We start from the raw sequence: 20,856 nt of genomic DNA, 5'->3' as shown, positions 1-20,856 counted from the left end.
GCCTCAGCCAGCCCTTATTGCGGCGAGCGTGAAGGCGGCTGTGCATCCGCCCGATCGGCCGTCATGACAAAGATCAGCTCCTCCTTGGCGAGATGGAGCGCGAAACCCGCCGCACGGCTGACCGTCGAGACATCGTCGCTGATATAATCAAGAAGCCGGATCAGCTGGCTGATCTCCGCCCGATCGACCGATTCCGGCGGGCCGGGGATGAAAAAGGGCGACTTCATGCTGCGCGATCTCCGAAGGCGTTTTGTGATTTTTCGAATTCTCCTGCCTCATGCCAGCGACCCTCGGGCCGCAGCAGGACGTAAGCGCCCGCATCGGTGGAGATGTAATCGTTTGGGCGGTCCACCTCGAGATCGCCTTCGAGATAGCGCCGGCCCGTCATGTAGGAGACGCCATCGCCCGGCCGTGCCTTGAAGCCGAAACGTTGCCACAGCGGGTAGATCGAGGCCTCGGCCTGCCCATAGAAGCGATGGTAGCCCTTCTCGCGGGCGAAATCGATACCAGCGCGAACAATTCGAAAGGCGATCCGCGAGTTGCGGAATTTCGGCAGGACCGCGAGCCGCTCAACTTTCACGAAGTCCGAGAAATAGCGCAGGCGCAGACAAGCGGCCGGCTCCGTCCCGACATAGCCAATGAGATGCGTGCCCGAGAAATCGTTGCCGTCCATGTCCTCGCTATAAGGAACGCCCTGCTCGCCGAGATAGGTCGCGCTTCGAATGGCAAAAACCTGAAGCAGCTCGTCGAGGGAATGGACCACCTTGATGCCGATCGATCTGGTTCCCGCCGCGTTCGCCGGATCGTAGCTGTCATAGGATTTCGATGGCGCTTCCTCAGGCGCCGCCGCTGCAAGATCCTCGGTGCCATACCGTCGTTCGTAACGGAGGAGTTCGGGAACCGAATGGCCGAATTTGTAGGCGCCTTGTGTAAAGCCAAGTGTTTCGAAGAATTTGAGGGCCTTCTCATTAGCGGCCTTGCAATAAAGCGTCGCGGATCGATACTTGTTCGAGGACAGCCGTTCCATGAGATGAGCGATGCCGCCGGCGAGACGTGGCGTCACCCAGATGCCCCAAACATAGACGGAGACGGCACGCTGACTCTGGTGACAAACGAATCGGCAGTCGGGCGCGACCGTATCAAGTTCGCCGGTGAAGAGAGCGCGATCGCCGTCTTCGTTCAAAGGCAGGAGCGCAATGATGCCGGTCTCCGCCTCTCCCGAACCGTTCGAACGAACGATTTCCATGATCGTATCGGGATTGTGCCGATAGATCTCGATGACTTTTTCCGCCTCGGCGATACCCGGCACATCCATCGCGGCCCGGGCAACCAACTGCCGCAGCCGATCCTCGGTCGGGGCACGCGAGACGATGCCTCGGCCAACCTTTTGGAGCTCCATATATTCCAGATGGCGCGGCGCTTTGGGGCAATGTGTCGACGACGTCTGCAAGCTGTGAGTCATGATCACACCCATCGATTGCATTTAAATTTGCATGTATACTGCCGGGTGCGACCGCTCCGAGGGAGACTCAAATAATGCCTAGCCTGGTCCAGGAATTACACCGCTCCCCCGCGGCCATGAACTTCAACTGGGACGATGTGCGCGTCTTCGCCAAGGTCGCCGAGATCGGAAGTTTGAAGGCTGCAGCGCGGGCGCTGAACATGACGACGACCACGCTGCGCAAGCGGATCGCCAATTTCGAGGCGCAGATGGACGTCGTCCTGTTTACCCGGACCGCCAAAGGTGTCGAACTGACCCAGGAGGGCCGAAGCGTCTATGACATCGCCGTCGAAATGAGCGAGCAGTCGGCGGCGCTTGCCTATCTCTCCCAACGCCATGGCCATTCGGGCTCAGGGCTCGTCCGGCTTGCGGTGACCGAGGGTTTGGGTGCCTTCTGGTTGATGCCGCATCTCGTCGCCTTCCAGCGCGCCAACAAGCAGATTCGACTCGATGTACGGCACGACATGCGCGTGCCCGATCTTTCACGGCTCGAATGCGATGTCGCGGTGCAACTGCAGCGCCCGCGAGACGAAAGCTTGATCGTCAAGCGGCTCGGTCATCTTCATCTGATGGTTTACGGGTCCCGCCGCTATATCGAGGAAAACGGCCAGCCAACCCAGTTCGCCGACATGCCACGCTTCTCCTTCATTCATCACGTGGCTGAGCAGATTCCGAGCCAAGCCCTGAAGGAGCTCATCCGAACCGTTCCCGAGCTCAATTACGTCTCAACCATCGTGAACACCGCGACGGCGCAGGTCTTGGCGATGACAAACGATGCCGGCTTCGGCGTCATCCCGACTTATGCCTCCGCCCTTACCGATGAACTCGTCCCCGTCCGCACGGATTTTCAGATGCGCCGGGAAATCTGGCTCGTCTATCATCCCGAGGTCGCGCGTCTCGGCCGGGTGAGACGCCTGATCCAGGCCATCACCAAGGCCTTCGATCCGCAGCTTTACCCCTGGTTTCGGGAAGATTTCGTCGACCCAAAGGATTTCGGCGTCGTCCCGGCGGGCCTGATCGTCTGATTGAAAGGTGAAGAGCCACGAAATGAGAGCTTAGAGCGGATTGCCGATCGAGGGCGCATGAGGGTCTCTTCGAGCGGCGTATAGCGGGTGTTCCGCCGTCAGGCGTTCGCTTTCGTCGCACTCGTCATGCTCGGGCTGCATGCCTGCGACAGTCACACATTCGGGAATGTCTCTGATCTGGAAAGGCTCGCGACCGAAGGGGATAAGGGGGAAAGCTTAAGCGATATCCGCCTGTCACCGTTCGGCATCTCCGTCATCGAGGCTGCGGCTAACCCCTCATCGCTTCCTGTGCGTGACGGAGGGAGGCGCGTCTTCCCATGGGGGGGAAGTCGACGTGTCTAGGTTCGGCTCTTATTTACTCGTGATAAAATACCTGAACCCCATCGCGAACATGAAGTGCGCCGAGTAAGCCGCCCGCCCTTCATCGGTCCATCGACTGGACGAAAAAAACCGGCTCGGGCTTTCTCACCAGAGGTCTCTTCAACTGGTTCGCTCGACCAGGACTTGGATCAGATCCTCGACGGCCTGGCGAACCTTTCGATCCCCGATCGCCGTCGGGTTGGCCTCTGACACAGGCGGCTTCGGCGATGAGACCGGCAGCATGTCCGGATCGATACCTTCGAAGAAAAAGGCGGGAGAGACACCGAGCGCGCAGCTGATCTTATAAAGATTGCTCGCGCCGATTCGATTCGCGCCCCGCTCATATTTCTGGATCTGCTGAAAGGTGACATTCAATGTCGCACCCAGGCGCTCCTGGCTCATTCCCAGACGTTTGCGCCGAAGCTTCACCCGTGCCCCAACATGCACATCGATAGGATCGAACAACGTCAACCTCCGTTCGGCGACCCATTGCCGATCGCTTTTCAGCCAAACCGGCCCGTATTGCAACACGGACTTGAGATCAGTGAGATTCTCGCCTGATCGACGCCTTTGTCGCGAAATCGACATGCGAGGCTCCGAGCCCCTTGCGAAAGGCCAACGAACTCAGTACGTACCCGCATCAAGGGGCCTCGTGGCGGAGTGGTTACGCAGAGGACTGCAAATCCTTGCACGCCGGTTCGATTCCGGCCGAGGCCTCCAATTCCTACTCTGATAGCCCGTCACTTTCCCATTGGTCTGCGCAAGCTCATCGTCTGCCGAGACTTAACGGCGACTCGTCGCAAGATTGTGCAAGGTTCACCCTCCAACAAGCGCGATCAATCCGTCGATGATCGTCGCTCCGCCAATCGGCGCCACGAACAGGGCGAGCGTGAGGACCGCGACGAGCCGTAGCAGAACCCTCGCCTCGCGGGGAGAAAGCGGTCGAGGGCCCTTCTGGGGTCCGGGCCGCGACCATTCATTCTTTTCGTCGAGATACATGGGCCGATATCGGCACGTCTTCGGCCCCCACGTCAATGCGTCTAATCATACAGGATGATGATGTGGCGCATCGATTTTCCCTGTCCGCGCTATAGGGAAGCACCTCTCGGCCGATCCGATATCGCAGCGGCCGGGGCGAGCGGGCCCCGACTTATATCATCGACCCAGAATACCGCCACATCGGGCCGCTGCAACCTTCAAGCGCCACCCCGGCTGATCTTCGTGCCACCAGTCATAACCCAGGACATGGATCTTACAGGGCGATGTGCCGCTTGAGATAATGGGCCGCGTCAAGCGGTTGCCGGATTTGAGTGGGTGTGAAGGGCTTCTCGACGAAGCCGACCGGCGCGAGGGACAACGCCTGTCTCACGAGATCCTCGCTCATGCTGCCGCTGACGAAAAGTGTCGCCACCCCATGGTGCATGCGGAGATGACGAGCCGTTTCGAGCCCGCTGCAGCCTTTGGCCAGTCTCAGATCGACGATTGCCACATCGACCTTTGCTGCCGCGACGATCGAGAGCGCTTCCGCCATGTCGATCGCGATGCCGGCCACCGTGAACCCCGCATCTTCGACGATGCCTTCGAGATCGAGGGCAATCAGAGCTTCGTCTTCCACGATGACGACGGACATGGACATGGGCGCCAGCCTCCTTTGTTGCGAAAGTTGGCTGGCAAAAGATTGTTCCAACGATCCCGGATAAAAAGTGCCGTTTGGTCAGGACGAAACGAATGTCAGGCCGCCCTCAGGTCCGACGCGCTTCGGCGAGCCGGCTTGCCGCCGAATTGCTCTTAGGCGTCCAGAGCCCCCGCTCGATCGCCTCGGCGAGCCGATCGGCCATCTCGGCAAAGGCGTTCGGATTGTTCTCTTCCATGAAGCGGCGCACTGCGTCATCGAGCACGAAGGCGCGATAGACCGCGTCGAAATGGTGATTCTTCACCGCACCGGTCGTGGCGGAAAAGGCAAAGAGATAGTCGACCGTCGCGGCGATCTCGAAGGCGCCCTTATAGCCGTGGCGCATGACGCCGGCGATCCATTTCGGATTGACGACACGGGCGCGGACCACGCGGCCGATCTCCTCCTCGAGCGAGCGCACGACCGGGCGTTCGGGGCGCGAATGGTCGTTGTGATAGACGCTCGGTCGGTGCCCGGAGAGCCATTCGGCCGCCGCGGTCATGCCGCCCTCGAACTGGTAGTAGTCGTCCGAGTCCAGGAGATCATGTTCGCGATTGTCCTGGTTTTGGACGACGGCCTCGATGCGGGCAAGACGCGCTTCGAAGCCGGCGCGGTCGGGCGTTCCATCCTCCCCCGCCCCATAGGCATAGGCGCCCCAGGTCAGATAGCTTTCGGCGAGATCGGAGCGCTCGGTCCAGCCCTTCTCGTCGATCAGCGCTTGAAGGCCCGCTCCGTAGGCGCCGGGTTTCGAGCCATAGACCCGCGCCCCGGCCCGCTGTTCCGCATCCTTGGAATTCATGCCGGCGGTGATCTGCTCCTTCATCTCGGCGTTGACCCGTGAGGCGATCGGGTTGTCCGTCTCCTCCTCGTCAAGCGCCGCGATCGTCCTGACAGCGCGATCGAAAAGGGCGATCTGATCGGGAAAGGCGTCGCGGAAGAAGCCCGAAATTCGCAAGGTCACGTCGACCCGAGGGCGACCGAGCTCGGCCAGCGTCAGCACCCGAAAGCCGGTGACGCGCCGCGAGGCCCGGTCCCACTCCGGTGCCGCGCCGATCAGCGCAAGAGCCTGGGCGATATCGTCGCCGCCGGTTCGCATATTCGACGTGCCCCAGGCGGTGACGCCGATCGCCTTCGGCCAGTCGCCATGGTCCTGAAGATGGCGCGTGACGAGAAGCTCCGCCGACGCTTTGCCGAGCTCATAGGCCGCCTCTGTCGGGACGGTGCGCGTATCGACGGAAAAGAAATTGCGGCCTGTCGGCAGAACATCCGGCCGCCCCCGGGTCGGCGCGCCGGACGGCCCTGGCTCGACGAAGCGTCCCGACAACCCCGCCATCAGCCCGGCAATCTCTGCCTCTCCACAGGCTCTGACTTTCGGCTGAAGGCAGCTGTGGATATCGTGGAGAACCACGGTCGTTCGTGCCATGCCTTCCGGCTTCGCCTCGCCGGCCACGAGCCGCGAAGCCAGGAGTTCGATCCGCTCGACCGTGTCGCCTTGGCTGCGCCAGGGCTCGGTGGACAGATCCGCAAGCGCCTGTGGACACCTTCCCCGCCAGGGAGCCGCCATGTCGCAATCGAGCGGGTCAAAACGCTCGGAGCTGGTTGCGCCGTCGCCAGGTTCGGCGCGATCGTCATTCAAGAGGTCGTCCGCGATCGCTCGATGCAGCGAGCCCTCGCCCGGCGCCTCGCCGCGTTTCAGCCGGGACAGGGCGACGGTCAGGTCGGTCAGAAGCCGCCCTTCCGGCGCGCGGCCGAAAATGTGCAGCCCGTCGCGGATCTGCATTTCCTTCAGATCGCAAAGATAGGCGTCGAGTTTTTCAAGCGCCGTGTCTTCAGCCTCGTCGGTGCCTATGCCGGCATCAATGTCGAGACCGATGTCGCGGACGAGATCGAGAATGCGCGGCTTCAGAAGCGCCAAACGACGGGGATCACTGCCGGAAGCCTCGTAATACTCGTCCACCAGCGCTTCGAGGTCCTTCAGGTCGCCATAGGTTTCGGCGCGGGTCAGCGGTGGGGTCAGATGATCGACGATCACCGCGCTCGTCCGGCGCTTGGCCTGCGTCCCCTCGCCCGGATCATTGACTATAAAGGGGTAGAGATGCGGCATCGGCCCCATCAACGCTTCGGGAAAACAGGTCTCGCTCAACGCCAACGCCTTGCCCGGCAGCCATTCGAGATTGCCGTGCTTGCCCATATGAATGATGGCGTCCACATCCGCCGCCTCGCGCAGAAAGGCGTAGAGCGCGACGTAATTATGCGGCGGCACGAGATCGGGGGAGTGATAGGTCTCCTTGGGATCGATATTATAGCCGCGCGCTGGCTGGATGCCGACAAGCGTTTCGCCGAAGCGAGCGAGCGGCAGGGCAAACACCGAGCGGCCATCCTGATCGATGACGAACGGGTCCTCAGCCGGATCGCCCCAACGTTCTTCGATGGCCTGTCGAACTGTCTCGGGAAAAGCTGAGAAGAAGCGCCGATAGTCTTCGAGCGTCAGCGTTTCGCGGATCGTCCGCATGGCCGTCCCGGCATTGGTCGGGCCTTCCATCAGATGCTCGATCAGCGCGTTGCCATCCGCCGGCAGTGGGCCGACGCCATAGCCTGCAGCCGCCATTGCCCGCAGCACTTCGATGGTTCCAGCGGGCGTGTCGAGCCCGACACCATTGCCGAGCCGCCCGTCGCGGTTCGGATAGTTGGCCAGCAGGATGGCGATCCGCTTGTCGCGATTGGGCTTTCGCCGAAGCCGGGCCCAGCGCGCAGCAAGGGCTGCGACGAAATCCACGCGATCCTGGCGCGGCCGATGGGCGACGATATCGGTCTCGGTGAGATCGTCCCAAGCAGCTGCGCTCTTGAAGGCGACCGCCCTCGAAAGAACACGGCCATCGATCTCCGGTAAAGCGACGCTCATATCGAGATCGCGCGCCGACAGGCCTTGCGACGACGCGAGCCAAGCCTCCTCGGCGCCGCTGGCAAGGACAGCCTGGAGAACGACGGCTCCACGCTCTTCCAGAATTGTCGGCCGGCGTGTCCCGCCCGGCGAAGAGACCGCGAATCCGGTTAGATTGACGACGACGTCCGGCGAGTGATCGGTGAAAGCGCGTCGCAAATGGGCGATCGAGGCCTCGTCCTTGAGGCTCGCGACATAATGGGCCGAGACGTCCAGCCCCTTGTCGCGCATGGCGGCGCAAAGCGTCTCGATCGCCGCGGTCTGGCCACTTTGGATAAGGGCGCGATAGAAGACGATGGCCACATGGGGCCGAGGATCGGCCGACGCCTGAGCTTTGCCGTTGTCGCCGCCAATAGCGAACTCCAGCGCCCCCGCCTTGGGCAAAGGCTCGGCTCCGGCGGGCGCCTCGCCGCTTCCCAAGAGCGCTCGGCAGGCGAGAAGGAAGCGTGCCGCATTCTCCGGCCCACCCTCGACAAGATAGTGCCAAAGGCGATCGCGATCCGCCGGATCGACCATCTGATAGGGGTCGAGCCCGGGATCCGGCTTGTCGTCGCCCGGCAGGACGCAAAGCTTGGTGCCGTTCGCTTGCGCCGAGGCCAGCAGCGCATCGAGCCCATAAGGCCAATAGGCCCGGCCACCGAGAAGTCGGACGACGACGAGGCGCGCATGGCGAAGGGTCCGCTCGACATAGGTGTCGACCGACATCGGATGTTTCAGGCGCAGAAGATTGGCGAGACGCAGGCTCGGCGCCTCCTCACCGAGCCGATGGGCTGCGGCCGAGAGGCCGGCGATCTCCGTATCGGCGGCCGAGAGCACGACGAGATCGGCCGGGCTCTGGCCGAGATCGATTGCCTCACCGCCATCGTCGATCGTGCCCTTTTGCGCAAGGAGGAGATGCATGCGGCTCGGCGTCCTTCGGTCGATGCTTTGGCAGGCGGGCCTTATCGACCCTCAAGCGACGGGGCGCAACCGCGTCCGCCGGCACGCTTGCGTCACCCGAGCCGAAGGATCTTCGCCAAGGCCTCTTCCAGGCGATCCCACTCTGCGGCGGCACCGGGGAGACCGAAACGTAACCAGTCCGGCGAATGATCGAAGGGCCGTGTGAGGATATGGTGCCCGCAGAGCGCTTCGTGGAGGCGATAGGCATTGGCATGCCGGATCGTGACGAACAGGGCGGTTCGCCCCACAATTTCGAGCCCGGCCGTTTGCAGAAGGCTCTTCAGGCGATCCGCATTGGCGTTCAATTGCCTGGAAAGACGCTTTCGAAGTCCGCCATCTTCGAGAATGGCTGTCCCAATCGCCAAAGCCGGCCCTGAAACGGCCCAGGGCCCCAGCCGCTCGGACAGTCGGCCGGCAAGCTCGCAAGTCGTCAAGGCAAAGCCGAGCCGCAGGCCTGCGAGCCCATAGACCTTGCCGAAGGAGCGATGGATCAGGAGGCCCGGCATCCCGGCAGACGCCGCAAGGCTCCAATGCGGCTCGGCATCGACGAAGGCTTCATCTACGACAAGAAGCCCTCCACGGCCCGCCAAACGCTCTGCAAGACTCAGCAAATCCGCCGGTGCGATATGCCGACCATCGGGATTGTTCGGATTGACGACGACGACAGTGGCTGCGTCGCCCGGCAGTGCGTCCAGAGGCGAGATTCGGAGGACGTCATGGCCTGCCGCTGCGAAAGCGAGGCCATGCTCCGAATAAGTCGGCGAAAGGATCGCAATCTTGGAGGGCGGGAGGCAGAAGGGCAGGTTCGAGATGAGCGCCTGGCTTCCCGGCCCAGCCACGATGGCGGCTTCCTTGCCGGCGCCATAGGCTGATCGCGCGGCGGCGATCAGCCGATCCTCGGCCGCGCGCTCTGGCAGCCGGGTCCAGGCATCCGCCGGCACAGGCGGCAATGACGGCGGCAAGGGATTGATCCCTGTCGAGAGGTCGAGCCAGTCCGCTCTCACGCCGCCAAACCGCGCGATCGCCGCATCGAGCGCGCCGCCATGCCGCAAGACTAAATCATGTGTCTGCGTCATCGATCGTCTGCCCGGTCGATCAGATGCATGAAAGAGCCAAAGACCCGGCCACGTCTCAAACCCTGCGGCCCCATAGGCTCGCCCCGCGCATCCTCCGCAACGAAGAGGCGTTCCGCCGCACCTTCCTTGACGATTGTCGCATAATGAAATTCATGCGCTGTCATCGCGCCCGGAAAGAGGCCATCGGCGACAGGCCGAATGCGGCGATAGCCGAGATGCAGCTTGCGCTCGGCAAAGCTTGTCTCGAGCGGTAAAAGGCCAAGCATGGCGTGACGCTCGCCGCCCGCATCGATCAGCCCCTCGGCCAGGGTCATATAGCCTCCGCATTCGCCATGGATCGCCGCGCCCCGATCCGCGGCGCGCAGCATGCCGGCGCGAAAGTCGGAGGCCGCCGCAAGGCGCCCGCCGTGAAGTTCGGGATAGCCGCCCGGTAGATAGACCGCGTCGGCGCTCTCGTCTGGCGCCTCATTTTCGAGCGGCGAGAAGGTCGAGAGCTGAGCGCCCTGCCGCCGCCAGCCTTCAAGAAGATGGGGATAAGCGAAGGCGAAGGCCTCGTCGCTTGCGATGGCGATATGCTGGCCGAGCGGCGGCAGGGTCGCGACCGGCTTCGCCGTGCGAGTTTCGTGGCGGCGAGCGAATTCGGCGATCGCAGCCATATCCGCGTCCTGCTCCACCCAATTGGCAGCACGATCGACAAAGGCCTCGAGGTTTCGATGCTCTTGAGCCTGGACCAGCCCCAAATGGCGCTCGGGCAAGGCCAGATCGCCGCTTCGCCTCAAAGCCGCGAGAACTGGAATGCCGAGCGGCCGGAGTGCCTCGCGCAGAAGCGTTTCGTGGCGGTCCGAGCCGACGCGATTGAGAATGAGGCCCGCAAGCGACAGGCCGGGACGAAAGCCAGCAAAGCCGGAGACGAGCGCGGCGACCGAATGGCTCTGCTTGGCGCAATCGACGACGAGGACAACGCGCAGTTCCAGCATCTGAGCCAGATCAGCCGCCGAGCCTGTGCCATCGGCCGCGCCGTCGAAAAGACCCATCATCGCCTCGACGACGAAGAGATCGGCGTCAAGCGCCGCCTCGCCGGCAAGGCTTTCGATGAAGTCGGACCGCATGGCCCATGGATCGAGATTGACGCTCGATCGAGCGCCGGCAGCACGATGAAAGGCCGGGTCGATATAGTCAGGCCCCGACTTGGCGGAGGCGACTTTAAAGCCTCGCCGGACGAGCGCGGCGATCAGAGCGAGCGTCACCGTCGTCTTTCCGGCGCCCGAAGACGGGGCTGCGACGAGAAGTCCGGTCACGATGCTCTCCTGGCGGCCTTTGCCTGCGTTGCCCTATCCCCGAGACAGGCCGCATGCGCTATCAAGCGCCCATGAGCAAGGGACAGGACCGCATCGACACGAACCGCCGCGGGGACCAAGACGCGTCCGGCCTCAGGCGCGGCTGGACGACGGGCGCCTGCGCGACGGCCGCCACCAGGGCGGCGCTGACGGCCCTTCTGACTGGTCGTTTTCCCGATCCTGTCTCGATCCGCCTCCCACGCGGTGAAACGCCTGCCTTCGCCCTGTGCCGCCAGACGCTCAATGACGGCGGAGCCATGGCCTCGATCATCAAGGATGCCGGCGACGATCCGGATGTCACCCATCTGGCCGAAATCGTCGCCATGGTTCGGTCTGGCAAGGCGGGTGCGGGCCTCAGCTTTCATGCCGGCGAAGGCGTCGGCATGGTCACGCGCGATGGCCTGCCGATCCCGCCGGGCGAGCCGGCGATCAATCCGGTGCCCCGTCAGATGATTCGCGAGGTGGTGGAGGCGCTTGCGGGGGAACACGGCATCGCGGCGGATTTCGCCGTGACGATCGGTGTCGTCGATGGCGCCCGGCTGGCCGAGAAGACGTGGAACCCACGCCTCGGCATCGTGGGTGGCCTCTCGATCCTCGGCACGACCGGGATCGTCCATCCCTTTTCCTGCGCCTCCTGGATCCATGCGATCCATCGCGGCGTCGATGTCGCCCGCGCAGCCGGCGTCACCCATCTCGTCGGCCCCACCGGCTCGGCCAGCGAGACGGCGGCGCGTCGCCTTCTGCCCCATCTGCCGGACCTTTCCTTCATCGACATGGGCGATTTCGTCGGCGGGCTCGTTAAATATCTGAGAACCCATCCGGTCGATCGTCTGACCATCGCTGGCGGCTTTGCCAAGATGACGAAGCTCGCACAAGGGGCGATGGATCTCCATTCCGGCCGCAGCCAGGTGGACCTGCGCTTTCTGAGCGCTTTGGCTCATCGGGCGGGCGGCGATCACGCAGTCATGGCCCGGATCGAAGCGGCGAACACCGGCAAAGAGGCTCTCGATCTTTGCCAGGCGGCCGGCATCGATCTGGCCGCCCCTGTCGCCACCGAGGCCCAAATCCAAGCGAGCGCGCTTCTTCGCGGGGCGCCGGTCGCGATCGACGTCGTCGTCACCGATCGCGGCGGTAGGATCATAGCCCGAGCCGAATGATCATGCCGTCTGCCCCCGTTTGGGCCGCAGGATATGAACGTGATCGGCATCATAGAGCTTGGAGTCGATAAAGTCTTTCGCCCCTAGGGCCCGGCCCACGAAAATCAGCGCTGTGCGTGTCAGCTTGGCCGCTCGAACCTTTTGATGAATGTCCGACAAAGTACCGCGAATGAACGCTTCGTCCGGCCAGCCGACGCGATAGGCGACGATTGCCGGGCAGTCGGGCCCGTAAGCTGCGAGCGGCGTCAATTCGCGCTGAATATGGGGAATGTTGCGGATCGACAGATGAATGGCAAGCGTCGCGCCGCTCTGGCCGAGCGTCGACAGCTCCTCACCCTCCGGCATGGACGACGATTTCATGGCCGTGCGCGTCAGGACGACGCTTTGGCAAATCTTGGGGACCGTCAGCTCCGTCTTGAGGGCGGCGGCGGCGGCCGCGAAGGCCGGCACGCCCGGTGTCACGTCGTAGGGAATTTCCAGCGCATCCAGCCGGCGCATCTGTTCGGCCGTCGCCCCATAAAGGGACGGGTCGCCCGAATGGACCCGCGCGACGGAGAGACCCTTTTCATGGGCATCGACGATCTCGCCGATGATCTGATCGAGTGTCAAAGGCGCGGTGTCGACGACGCGCGCGCCTTCCGGCGCCGCTTTGACCACCTCTTCGGGCACGAGCGAGCCAGCATAGAGGCAGACGGGACACGCCTCGATCAGCCTCAGGCCGCGCACGGTGATGAGATCCGGCGCGCCAGGACCGGCGCCGATGAAATGGACGGTCATTCTGTCTCCAATGCCTTTTCGTCGCGCGGCTCGCTCGCGGAGATGCCGCTGCCGGACTTTCGCGCATAACCGCGCGGCGTATAGGCCCATTCGCGGCCATCGCCGGTTCGAACAACCCGGCTGTTGGAGGAGCCGACGATGACGACGGTCAGCATGTCCACATCGTCCACCTGAAGCTCCGCCAGCGGGACGATCCTGATATGCTCCGATTCGCGGCCGAGATTGGTTGCGAGGATCACCGGCGTCTCCGCCGGACGCCATTTCAGAAGTTCGTCGCGGGCATAAGCCAGCTGCGTGCGTCGGCGTCGCGAGACGGGATTGTAAAAGGCGATAACGAAATCGCCCTCCGCAGCGGCATTTACCCGGCGCTGGATATCCTCCCAGGGCGTCAGCAGGTCGGACAGCGAGATCGTACAGAAATCGTGGCCAAGCGGCGCGCCCGTCCGCGCGGCAGCGGCCTGAAGCGCGGATATGCCGGGCGCGACCTCGATCGCAATCCGCCGCGCGCCGTCCGACAGGTCCCCCCGATCCAGCAACTCGAAGACGAGCGTCGCCATGGCATAAATGCCCGCATCGCCCGAACAGACGAGCGCGACGTCGCGGCCCTCTCCAGCAAGTTCCATCGCGTGGCGCACGCGCGCTTCCTCGCGGCCGAGATCGAAATCATGGCGCGTCTTGCCTTTGGCGAGGGGGCCGAGAAGGTCGAGATAGAGCGAATAACCGACAAGATCGCTCGCCTCCGCGATCATCCGGCTGGCCTCGGGCGAGCGCCAATCCCCCTGGCCCGGACCGATGCCGACGACGAAAAGACGCCCCCGGCTGCGACCCACGCTGCGGGGGACGATCGGGCGGGGCGCCTCGGCCAGGGCGGCCGTCACGCGGTGGGATTTGCGCTTCGCAACGCGCAGCCTTCCCTCCGCCCCCACCGAGGCAAGCGCGGCGCCTTCGGCAACGCCATGGCAACCGACTTCCGCAAAGACGATTTCGGACGGATTTTCGAGACGCGAGGCCTCGGCCTCCAGCGCGTCGGCCGCGAAGAAACGCGCCGGGACGCCGTAACGCTCGGCCACCGCATGGATCGCCGCTTCGTCGGCCTTCATGTCGAGAGACGCTACGGCAGCGAGCGATAGCGGACTGACCCTCGCCTCGGAAAGAACGGCCTCAGCGAGAGCCAGAGCTTCTTCCGGGGGCGCACCGCGCTCGGCGCCTAGGCCGAGAAAGAATGTCTGCGGGCGGTAGAGGAGTTCACCGCTTCGGGGCTCCCTGGCCTCGGCAGATATGGTCAGTCGATGACTGGCCCCCTCGTCGTGCTCGAACCGGCCGGCCTTCAGGAAGGCGGCATCACCCTCGACCGCAACTGGCTCGCCCGACAGGAGCGCAGCCATCACGCTCTTCGCCTCCTCTGTATTCTCCAGGCGGTAGCCCTGCGGCGGCTCGTCCAATGCGATGCCGAAGGCGGTATCGCCCGCCGTCGTGATCGCAACATGACCCTTGGTGATATCGCCGATGCGGCGCGCGAGATCGTTGCCTCCGTGGTGACCGCCGAGAATCGGAACGACGCTCGCACCGTTTTCGGACATCACGACGACCGGCGGCTCGCTTCGTTTGTCAGACAGAACCGGCGCAAGGATGCGAATCGCGGCGCCAGCCGCCATGACCGCAACGATCGGCCGGCCTTGGTTGAACAAGGCACGAAGATGGTCGGCGACGCTCGCAAAAAGAACATCAGCGGCGCGGCAACGCGCCGAAGCGCCATGGATCTCGCCGTCGATCTCGCCGGCGATCGTCTTGGCGAGAGAATATGATCTGTCGGACAGGATGAGGATGGCCACCCTATCCTGATCCTGTCTCGCCCGGTGCTGATATCTCACGGCTCCGCCTTCACTCCATCACGCTCATGCGCCGCGATAAAGCAGGTCCGACCTGTTGGAAACCGCGAAAGCTCGATGGGAACGCCTGCGGCCTTTCGCCTTGTTCCGACCAAAGCCCAACGATAGGCCCTGACCCTACAACAAGGGGCATGAAACGGGTTGCGAAAGGCCGAGATTCGGCTTTCGGCAGGGAGTAGCAAGGCCGTGGAACCAGGACGGGACGAAGTGCGGGCGCCAACGGCCGGGGAACTGGGGGCTGAGCCATTGCCGAAGAAGCACGGCTTCGACCATCTCTTCGCCGCGACGGGCTATTCGGCCGGCGGTCTCGCTGTTTTGTGGCGACAGACGGCGTTTCGACATGAACTCGTCGGCGGTGGCCTCGCGCTGGCGCTTCACGTTCTGTTCGGCACGGCACCTTTGGCAATTCTCGGCCAGCTGATTCTTCTCTTCGTCCTGTTCGCGACAGAGGCGCTCAACACGGCGATCGAGCATGTCGTCGACCGCCTGTCGCCGGAAATCTCGATTTTCGCCAAGGAGACCAAGGATCTCGGTTCCGCTGCCGTCTTTTTCATCCTGTGCGCCAACGGTCTCTATTTCCTCGTCGCCGCGTTCCTCGCTTTCTGATTCCCGTTGGCATTCCAAACAAAAAGCCGCCGCACCCGGGAGATGCGACGGCTTCATTGACGATGCCAGAAGTCTGACTTTGGCGCTTAGCGTCAGCCTTTGATGACGGCCTCGATGCTTTGCGTGACTTCGTCGATCGGCTTCATGCCGTCGACCGTCCGCAGCGTGCCCTTGCAGTGATAATAGCCGACGAGCGGCGACGTATCCTTGTAATAGTTGCGCAGGCGCGTGCGCATCGTATCGGCGTTGTCGTCCGGGCGGCGCTTGAACTCCGTCGACCCACAGGTATCGCAGACACCTTCGGCTTTCGGGCGCTTATCCTCGTCGTGATAGACCGTTCCGCAATTGGCGCAGGAAAAACGTCCCGCAACACGGCGAACCAGCACGTCGTCATCGACGCGCATCTCGATTACACGGTCGAGCTTCAGTCCCTTGGCCGCGAGCATCGCCTCGACCGAATCGGCCTGGTTCAATGTCCGAGGATAGCCATCGAGGATGAACCCATTCTCGCAATCGGCCTGGTCGATCCGCTCCGAGACGATTTGGTTCACGATCTCGTCCGAAACGAGATCGCCCGCGTCCATGACCGCCTTCGCGCGTTTGCCGACTTCCGTCCCTTCGGCGACGGCCGCCCGCAGCATGTCACCGGTGGAAAGCTGCGGAATGCCGTGTTTCTCGATGAGGCGCTGAGCCTGAGTCCCCTTACCCGCGCCTGGCGGTCCCAACAAAATCAGTCTCATCTGGCTCCCCGTTTACCCCCTCTGAGCTTCGCTTTCTTGATGAGGCCTTCATATTGGTGCGCCAGGAGGTGCCCTTGAACCTGAGCGACCGTATCCATCGTCACACTCACCACGATCAACAGCGACGTACCGCCCAGATAGAACGGCACGCCTGCCGCCGAAATGAGAAATTCGGGCAATAGACAGACCAGGATCAGATAGATTGCGCCGACCACCGTGATGCGGGTCAGAACATAGTCGATATATTCGGCCGTGCGCTCGCCCGGACGAATTCCCGGAATGAAGCCGCCATGCTTCTTCAGATTGTCGGCCGTGTCCTTCGGATTGAAAACGACAGCCGTGTAAAAGAACGCAAAGAAGCCGATCAAGCTCGCATAGAACAGCATATAGAGCGGCTGACCATGGCCGAGCGCCGCAATCACCGCCGTCGCCCATTCGGGAAGATTCTCGGTGTTCGAGAAATTCGCGATGGTGATCGGCAGAAGCAGAAGCGAGGACGCGAAGATCGGCGGAATCACGCCAGCCGTGTTCAGCTTCAGCGGCAGATGCGAGGTGTCGCCCTGGAACATCCGGTTACCGACCTGGCGCTTCGGATACTGAATCAGAAGCCGGCGCTGCGCACGCTCGAAGAAGACGATCAGCGCGATCGTCACAACGGCGAGGACGATGACCAACAGGATGATCCCGGTCGACAGCGCGCCGGTGCGGCCGAGTTCCAGAAGATTGGCGAGTGCCGCCGGCAGGTTGGCGACGATACCGGCGAAGATGATCAGCGAGATTCCGTTGCCGATGCCGCGCGAGGTGATCTGCTCACCGAGCCACATCAGGAACATCGTGCCGCCGACCAGCGTGATCACGGCCGATATGCGGAAGAACCAGCCTGGATCAACGACGATGCCGCTTTGGGTCTCCAGACCGACAGCAATGCCATAGGCCTGAACCATCGCCAGGAGCACCGTTCCGTAGCGCGTATATTGGTTAATGACCTTCCGGCCCTGCTCGCCTTCCTTCTTCAGTGTCTCCAGCGAGGGAATCACCGACGTCATCAGCTGAATGATGATCGAGGCCGAGATGTAGGGCATGATTCCGAGGGCGAAGATCGCCATGCGTCCGACGGCACCGCCGGAAAACATGTTGAAGAGCCCGAGAATGCCGGTCGACTGCTGCTGGAAAGCCTGCGCCAGCGCGTCGGGATTGATGCCCGGCATCGGAATGTAGGTGCCCAGGCGATAGACGAGGAGAGCGCCCAGGGTGAACCAGATGCGCTTCTTCAGATCCTCGGCTTTACCAAAGGCGGCAAAGTTGAGATTGGCGGCAAGTTGTTCCGCGGCGGATGCCATATCGTGGAAATCTCCGGATTGTCCCGCATGCCCGTGGTGGCGCGAGATCGCGCGCCGAACACCCCGGACGGGGATGGCCCTTTCCGAGTGCCCGACACATAAGCGGCTCGCGCCCGCGAAGCAAGCAAAGCGAGACGTCTCATGCGTCGGAGCGAGGCGGCCTCGGCGAATAAGGCGCATGACGCCGGATCGCGAGAGCCATTAGCAGGGGAAGCGCTGACTCGCGCCCCTTCCTCCAAACAAAAACCCCGCCCCGCGCCAGGTCGGAGCGGGACGGGGTTCGATGAGAAACCGGCGCCGACGCCAGATCGGCGCAACGCCCGCATTCAACCTCAGGCGGTGGTGATCGAACCGCCGGCCTTTTCGATCTTCTCGACGGCCGACTTCGAAGCACCCGCGACATTCAGCTTGACCGCAGAGGTCAGCTCGCCATCGCCGAGAACGCGAACGCCGTCCTTCGGGCGGCGCAGAAGGCCTGAGGCCACCAGCGTGCCGATGTTGATCTCATTCGAGGCGTCCAGACGACCGGCGTCGATTGCCTGCTGGATGCGGCCAAGCGAGATCACATTGAAGGTCTTGGCGAAGATGTTGACGAAGCCGCGCTTTGGCAGGCGACGGAACAGAGGCATCTGACCGCCTTCGAACGCGTTGATCGCAACGCCCGAACGCGACTTCTGGCCCTTCACGCCCCGGCCACCGGTCTTGCCGGAGCCCGAGCCGATGCCACGACCAAGCCGCTTGCGCGAATGGGTGGCGCCTTCCTTGTCAGAAAGCTCGTTGAGTTTCATGTCCAAATCTCCACAAGGCTCCGGCGCTCAGCACTTTAATGCGATCGCCCGAAGCCCAAACGAATGATGACGGTCGCCGGCAGATGATCCGCCGACGCGCGATCAGGCATTCTCTACCACGCGAACGAGGTGAGAAACCTTGGCGATCATGCCACGAATCGCGGGCGTATCTTCCAGCGTCCGGCGGCGGTTCATCTTATTGAGCCCAAGACCGACAAGGGTCTGGCGCTGGTCGGCGGCGCGGCGCAGAGGGCTGCCGATCTGCTCGACGGTAACGGTGTTCTTATCGGCCATCGAAGTGTCCTTCCTTCAACCTGACGGGAGCGATCGAGGCCATCAGGCCTCGACGGCTTCCTCGGACGGCTGGGCGCTCGCGCCGTCGTGGCGTCGAGCCTGAAGCGTCGAGTACTTAATGCCGCGCTTGGCTGCAACGTCCTTCGGATGCGTCGCCTGCTTCAGCGCGTCGAAGGTGGCGCGAACCATGTTGTACGGGTTCGACGAGCCGAGAGACTTCGCGACGACGTCATGCATGCCAACGGCCTCGAAGACCGCGCGCATCGGGCCACCGGCGATGATACCAGTACCGGCTTCCGCCGCGCGCAGAAGAACCTTGCCGGCGCCGTGACGGCCGGAGACGTCGTGATGCAGCGTGCGAGCATCGCGCAGCGGGACGAAGATGAGGTCGCGCTTAGCGGCTTCTGTAGCCTTGCGGATCGCCTCTGGCACCTCACGGGCCTTGCCGTGGCCGAAGCCGACGCGACCCTTCAGATCGCCGACGACGACGAGAGCGGCGAAGCCGAAGCGACGGCCACCCTTGACCACTTTGGCGACGCGATTGATGTGAACGAGCTTATCGACGAAACCGTCGTCGTGATCGTCCCTGCGATCATTACGGTCATTACGAGGCGCCATATCCTAGTCCTTGTTCTTTTCCGGAGGCGTCCAGTGAGTTCCGGCCCGGCGCAATGGCCCTGCCCGGAACGGCTAAACCGGCGCTGGAGGCCAGCGCCGGTGACTTCGAAGCCCTGACGAGCTTAGAAGTTCAGGCCACCCTCGCGGGCGGCATCAGCCAGCGCCTTGACGCGGCCGTGATAGATGAAAGCGCCACGATCGAAGACAACATCGACCACACCCGCTTCCTTGGCACGCTCGGCCACGAGCTTGCCAACGGCGGAGGCTGCGGCGACATCGGCGCCGGTCTTCAGCTCGGTCCGCAGCGACGGATCGAGAGTCGAGGCGGCGGCCAAGGTACGGCCTGCCGCGTCGTCGATGATCTGGGCGTAGATGTTCTTCGACGAGCGATGCACGGACAGGCGCGGACGTCCGTTGGCGACCTTCTTGATCGACCGACGAATGCGCGAAGCCCGGCGGCGCAGAGAATCCTTCGTGCTAGCCATGGCCTTACTTCTTCTTGCCTTCCTTGCGAACGATCTTCTCGGCCGCGTATTTCACGCCCTTGCCCTTATAGGGCTCCGGCGGACGATACTCGCGGATTTCCGCCGCGACCTGACCGACACGCTGCTTGTCGATACCCGAGACGACGATCTCCGTCGGCTTGGGCACCTGGATCTGGATACCTTCGGGCGTCTGATAGACGACTTCATGGGAGAAGCCTAGCGACAGCTGCAGGTTCTTGCCCTGCATAGCTGCGCGATAGCCAACACCGTTGATCTCGAGCTTCTTCTCGAACCCGGTCTTCACACCGTCGAGAATGTTCAAGATCATCGTCCGCGACATGCCCCATTTGGAGCGCGCCTCTTTCGACTGATCGCGCGGGTCGACCTTGATCGACCCGTCTTCCATCTTCACTAGGACCTCGTCATTGACGACGAAGGCGAGCTCGCCCTTCGGTCCCTTGGCCTTGACCGTCTGCCCTTCGACCGTGGCAGTCACGCCTTCGGGCACGGCGACCGGCTTCTTACCAATACGAGACATTTGGAAACCTTAGTCCGTTTGCTCTGTGACGTTTCATGCAAAGGTCTTAGAAGACCTTGCAGAGAACCTCACCGCCGACGTTCTGCTCACGGGCGGCATGATCGGCCATCACACCCTTGGGGGTGGAAAGCACGGTGATGCCGAGGCCGTTCGCGACCTGGGGAATGGTCTTCGCCGAAACGTAGACCCGACGACCCGGCTTCGACACGCGAGCGATCTCGCGAATGACCGGGGTACCCTCGTAATACTTCAGCTCGATTTCGAACTCGGCTTTGCCGTTTCCGAAGTCGGTCTGCGTGTAGCCGCGGATGTAGCCCTCTTCCTTGAGGACGTCCAGAACGCGCGCGCGCAGCTTGGAAGCCGGCGTGGACACGCTCGACTTGTTGCGCATCAGGGCGTTGCGGATACGGGTCAGCATATCGCCGAGTGGATCAGACAACTGCATTTCGTCTTCTCCTTACCAGCTCGACTTCACGAGACCGGGGATCTGGCCGTTATTGCCAAGTTCCCGGAGCGCGATACGGCTCATCTTGAGCTTGCGGTAATAGGCGCGCGGACGGCCCGTTACTTCGCAGCGATTACGCAGACGCACCTTCGAGCCGTTGCGCGGCAGGTCGGCGAGCGCCAGCTGAGCGCGGAAGCGCTCTTCCATCGGAGCATCGGCGTTCTTGGTAATCGCCTTCAGCGCGGCACGCTTGGCGGCGTATTTATCCACCAATTCGCGCCGATGCTTGTTCTGCTCGATCTTGCCCTTCTTGGCCATGTCTTATCCT

Annotated in this window: 21 protein-coding genes and 1 tRNA gene; 4 read left to right on the top strand and 18 right to left on the bottom strand. The window is 62.9% G+C overall.

Going from position 1 to position 20,856, the window contains the following annotated elements:
• Positions 1 to 14: 14 nt before the first annotated feature.
• Positions 15 to 227 carry a hypothetical protein gene (locus B9A15_RS07335; protein WP_084409384.1) on the bottom strand — a complete coding sequence of 71 codons (213 nt, stop codon included), beginning with the start codon at positions 225 to 227 and terminating at the stop codon, positions 15 to 17.
• The gene (locus B9A15_RS07330; RefSeq protein WP_170923199.1) at positions 224 to 1,462 is read right to left on the bottom strand and encodes a GNAT family N-acetyltransferase; all 1,239 of its coding nucleotides are present in this window, start codon (positions 1,460 to 1,462) and stop codon (positions 224 to 226) included. Before B9A15_RS07330 ends, B9A15_RS07335 begins: the two co-directional genes overlap by 4 nt.
• Positions 1,463 to 1,536: 74 nt before the next feature.
• Between B9A15_RS07330 and B9A15_RS07325 the strand changes: the two genes are divergently transcribed.
• Complete coding sequence (locus tag B9A15_RS07325) at positions 1,537 to 2,526, top strand: LysR family transcriptional regulator (protein ID WP_084409382.1); 990 nt, start codon at positions 1,537 to 1,539, stop codon at positions 2,524 to 2,526.
• Between the two features lie 480 nt (positions 2,527 to 3,006).
• Here the strand turns inward: B9A15_RS07325 and B9A15_RS07320 are convergent, their stop codons facing one another.
• The gene (locus B9A15_RS07320; RefSeq protein ID WP_244556825.1) at positions 3,007 to 3,357 is read right to left on the bottom strand and encodes a helix-turn-helix domain-containing protein; all 351 of its coding nucleotides are present in this window, start codon (positions 3,355 to 3,357) and stop codon (positions 3,007 to 3,009) included.
• 175 nt (positions 3,358 to 3,532) lie between these two features.
• Between B9A15_RS07320 and B9A15_RS07315 the strand changes: the two genes are divergently transcribed.
• Positions 3,533 to 3,606: transfer RNA gene (locus tag B9A15_RS07315), tRNA-Cys, on the top strand.
• A gap of 532 nt (positions 3,607 to 4,138) precedes the next feature.
• On the opposite strand, the gene B9A15_RS07305 is transcribed toward B9A15_RS07315, so the two are convergent.
• The 4 genes from B9A15_RS07305 to B9A15_RS07290 all read right to left on the bottom strand — a co-directional run bounded on the left by B9A15_RS07305 (position 4,139) and on the right by B9A15_RS07290 (position 10,812).
• Complete coding sequence (locus B9A15_RS07305; RefSeq protein ID WP_084409379.1) at positions 4,139 to 4,522, bottom strand: response regulator; 384 nt, start codon at positions 4,520 to 4,522, stop codon at positions 4,139 to 4,141.
• A gap of 106 nt (positions 4,523 to 4,628) precedes the next feature.
• Positions 4,629 to 8,399, bottom strand: a complete 3,771-nt coding sequence (cobN, locus tag B9A15_RS07300) for a cobaltochelatase subunit CobN (protein WP_084409378.1) — start codon at positions 8,397 to 8,399, stop codon at positions 4,629 to 4,631.
• Positions 8,400 to 8,491: 92 nt separating this feature from the next.
• A complete protein-coding gene (gene cobD, locus B9A15_RS07295; protein ID WP_170923198.1) occupies positions 8,492 to 9,514 on the bottom strand; it encodes a threonine-phosphate decarboxylase CobD in 1,023 nt (340 codons plus the stop codon).
• Positions 9,511 to 10,812 (bottom strand): cobyrinic acid a,c-diamide synthase CobB, encoded by a 1,302-nt coding sequence (locus B9A15_RS07290; RefSeq protein ID WP_084409377.1) that lies wholly within the window; start codon positions 10,810 to 10,812, stop codon positions 9,511 to 9,513. The genes cobD and B9A15_RS07290 overlap by 4 nt, the downstream gene beginning before the upstream one ends.
• A gap of 71 nt (positions 10,813 to 10,883) precedes the next feature.
• Between B9A15_RS07290 and B9A15_RS07285 the strand changes: the two genes are divergently transcribed.
• Positions 10,884 to 12,008, top strand: coding sequence for a cobalt-precorrin-5B (C(1))-methyltransferase (locus B9A15_RS07285; protein ID WP_170923197.1), 1,125 nt, complete (start codon positions 10,884 to 10,886; stop codon positions 12,006 to 12,008).
• Here the strand turns inward: B9A15_RS07285 and cobM are convergent, their stop codons facing one another.
• Together cobM and cobJ are read right to left on the bottom strand one after the other, a co-directional pair.
• A complete protein-coding gene (gene cobM, locus B9A15_RS07280) occupies positions 12,009 to 12,785 on the bottom strand; it encodes a precorrin-4 C(11)-methyltransferase (protein ID WP_084409375.1) in 777 nt (258 codons plus the stop codon).
• Entirely contained in the window at positions 12,782 to 14,617 is a 1,836-nt protein-coding gene (gene cobJ / locus B9A15_RS07275; RefSeq protein WP_244556824.1) for a precorrin-3B C(17)-methyltransferase, read from the bottom strand. Before cobJ ends, cobM begins: the two co-directional genes overlap by 4 nt.
• A gap of 243 nt (positions 14,618 to 14,860) precedes the next feature.
• Here cobJ and B9A15_RS07270 point away from each other — a divergent pair, with 243 nt between their 5' ends.
• Positions 14,861 to 15,280 (top strand): diacylglycerol kinase, encoded by a 420-nt coding sequence (locus B9A15_RS07270; RefSeq protein WP_244556823.1) that lies wholly within the window; start codon positions 14,861 to 14,863, stop codon positions 15,278 to 15,280.
• A 92-nt stretch (positions 15,281 to 15,372) separates the two neighbouring features.
• On the opposite strand, the gene B9A15_RS07265 is transcribed toward B9A15_RS07270, so the two are convergent.
• The 9 genes from B9A15_RS07265 to rpsN form a co-directional block, all read right to left on the bottom strand.
• Positions 15,373 to 16,020 carry an adenylate kinase gene (locus B9A15_RS07265; RefSeq protein ID WP_084409373.1) on the bottom strand — a complete coding sequence of 216 codons (648 nt, stop codon included), beginning with the start codon at positions 16,018 to 16,020 and terminating at the stop codon, positions 15,373 to 15,375.
• Positions 16,017 to 17,360 (bottom strand): preprotein translocase subunit SecY, encoded by a 1,344-nt coding sequence (gene secY / locus B9A15_RS07260; RefSeq protein ID WP_084409372.1) that lies wholly within the window; start codon positions 17,358 to 17,360, stop codon positions 16,017 to 16,019. The genes B9A15_RS07265 and secY overlap by 4 nt, the downstream gene beginning before the upstream one ends.
• 332 nt (positions 17,361 to 17,692) lie before the next feature.
• Positions 17,693 to 18,148, bottom strand: coding sequence for a 50S ribosomal protein L15 (gene rplO / locus B9A15_RS07255; protein WP_084409371.1), 456 nt, complete (start codon positions 18,146 to 18,148; stop codon positions 17,693 to 17,695).
• 102 nt (positions 18,149 to 18,250) lie between these two features.
• Entirely contained in the window at positions 18,251 to 18,442 is a 192-nt protein-coding gene (rpmD, locus tag B9A15_RS07250) for a 50S ribosomal protein L30 (RefSeq protein WP_084409370.1), read from the bottom strand.
• A 42-nt stretch (positions 18,443 to 18,484) separates the two neighbouring features.
• Entirely contained in the window at positions 18,485 to 19,060 is a 576-nt protein-coding gene (rpsE, locus tag B9A15_RS07245) for a 30S ribosomal protein S5 (protein WP_084409369.1), read from the bottom strand.
• Positions 19,061 to 19,182: 122 nt separating this feature from the next.
• Positions 19,183 to 19,545, bottom strand: a complete 363-nt coding sequence (gene rplR, locus B9A15_RS07240; RefSeq protein ID WP_084409368.1) for a 50S ribosomal protein L18 — start codon at positions 19,543 to 19,545, stop codon at positions 19,183 to 19,185.
• Positions 19,546 to 19,549: 4 nt separating this feature from the next.
• Positions 19,550 to 20,083: a 50S ribosomal protein L6 gene (rplF, locus tag B9A15_RS07235; protein WP_084409367.1), complete on the bottom strand. Its 534-nt coding sequence runs from the start codon at positions 20,081 to 20,083 to the stop codon at positions 19,550 to 19,552.
• A 46-nt stretch (positions 20,084 to 20,129) separates the two neighbouring features.
• On the bottom strand, positions 20,130 to 20,528 hold the full coding sequence (gene rpsH, locus B9A15_RS07230; RefSeq protein WP_084409366.1) for a 30S ribosomal protein S8: 399 nt from the start codon (positions 20,526 to 20,528) through the stop codon (positions 20,130 to 20,132).
• A gap of 12 nt (positions 20,529 to 20,540) precedes the next feature.
• Complete coding sequence (rpsN, locus tag B9A15_RS07225; protein ID WP_084409365.1) at positions 20,541 to 20,846, bottom strand: 30S ribosomal protein S14; 306 nt, start codon at positions 20,844 to 20,846, stop codon at positions 20,541 to 20,543.
• Positions 20,847 to 20,856 lie beyond the last annotated feature (10 nt).

The organism is Fulvimarina manganoxydans (assembly GCF_900176465.1).
Lineage (GTDB): Bacteria > Pseudomonadota > Alphaproteobacteria > Rhizobiales > Rhizobiaceae > Fulvimarina > Fulvimarina manganoxydans.
This window is presented reverse-complemented; position numbering and strand designations above follow the sequence as displayed.

Excerpts from the sequence above, each read along its gene's own strand:
- B9A15_RS07335 (WP_084409384.1), bottom strand. The coding sequence starts at position 227 with ATGAAGTCGCCCTTTTTCATCCCCGGCCCGCCGGAATCGGTCGATCGG.
- B9A15_RS07330 (WP_170923199.1), bottom strand. The coding sequence starts at position 1,462 with ATGACTCACAGCTTGCAGACGTCGTCGACACATTGCCCCAAAGCGCCG.
- B9A15_RS07325 (WP_084409382.1), top strand. The coding sequence starts at position 1,537 with ATGCCTAGCCTGGTCCAGGAATTACACCGCTCCCCCGCGGCCATGAAC.
- B9A15_RS07305 (WP_084409379.1), bottom strand. The coding sequence starts at position 4,522 with ATGTCCATGTCCGTCGTCATCGTGGAAGACGAAGCTCTGATTGCCCTC.
- cobN (WP_084409378.1), bottom strand. The coding sequence starts at position 8,399 with ATGCATCTCCTCCTTGCGCAAAAGGGCACGATCGACGATGGCGGTGAG.
- cobD (WP_170923198.1), bottom strand. The coding sequence starts at position 9,514 with ATGACGCAGACACATGATTTAGTCTTGCGGCATGGCGGCGCGCTCGAT.
- B9A15_RS07285 (WP_170923197.1), top strand. The coding sequence starts at position 10,884 with ATGAGCAAGGGACAGGACCGCATCGACACGAACCGCCGCGGGGACCAA.
- cobM (WP_084409375.1), bottom strand. The coding sequence starts at position 12,785 with ATGACCGTCCATTTCATCGGCGCCGGTCCTGGCGCGCCGGATCTCATC.
- B9A15_RS07265 (WP_084409373.1), bottom strand. The coding sequence starts at position 16,020 with ATGAGACTGATTTTGTTGGGACCGCCAGGCGCGGGTAAGGGGACTCAG.
- secY (WP_084409372.1), bottom strand. The coding sequence starts at position 17,360 with ATGGCATCCGCCGCGGAACAACTTGCCGCCAATCTCAACTTTGCCGCC.
- rplO (WP_084409371.1), bottom strand. The coding sequence starts at position 18,148 with ATGAAACTCAACGAGCTTTCTGACAAGGAAGGCGCCACCCATTCGCGC.
- rpmD (WP_084409370.1), bottom strand. The coding sequence starts at position 18,442 with ATGGCCGATAAGAACACCGTTACCGTCGAGCAGATCGGCAGCCCTCTG.
- rpsE (WP_084409369.1), bottom strand. The coding sequence starts at position 19,060 with ATGGCGCCTCGTAATGACCGTAATGATCGCAGGGACGATCACGACGAC.
- rplR (WP_084409368.1), bottom strand. The coding sequence starts at position 19,545 with ATGGCTAGCACGAAGGATTCTCTGCGCCGCCGGGCTTCGCGCATTCGT.
- rplF (WP_084409367.1), bottom strand. The coding sequence starts at position 20,083 with ATGTCTCGTATTGGTAAGAAGCCGGTCGCCGTGCCCGAAGGCGTGACT.
- rpsH (WP_084409366.1), bottom strand. The coding sequence starts at position 20,528 with ATGCAGTTGTCTGATCCACTCGGCGATATGCTGACCCGTATCCGCAAC.
- rpsN (WP_084409365.1), bottom strand. The coding sequence starts at position 20,846 with ATGGCCAAGAAGGGCAAGATCGAGCAGAACAAGCATCGGCGCGAATTG.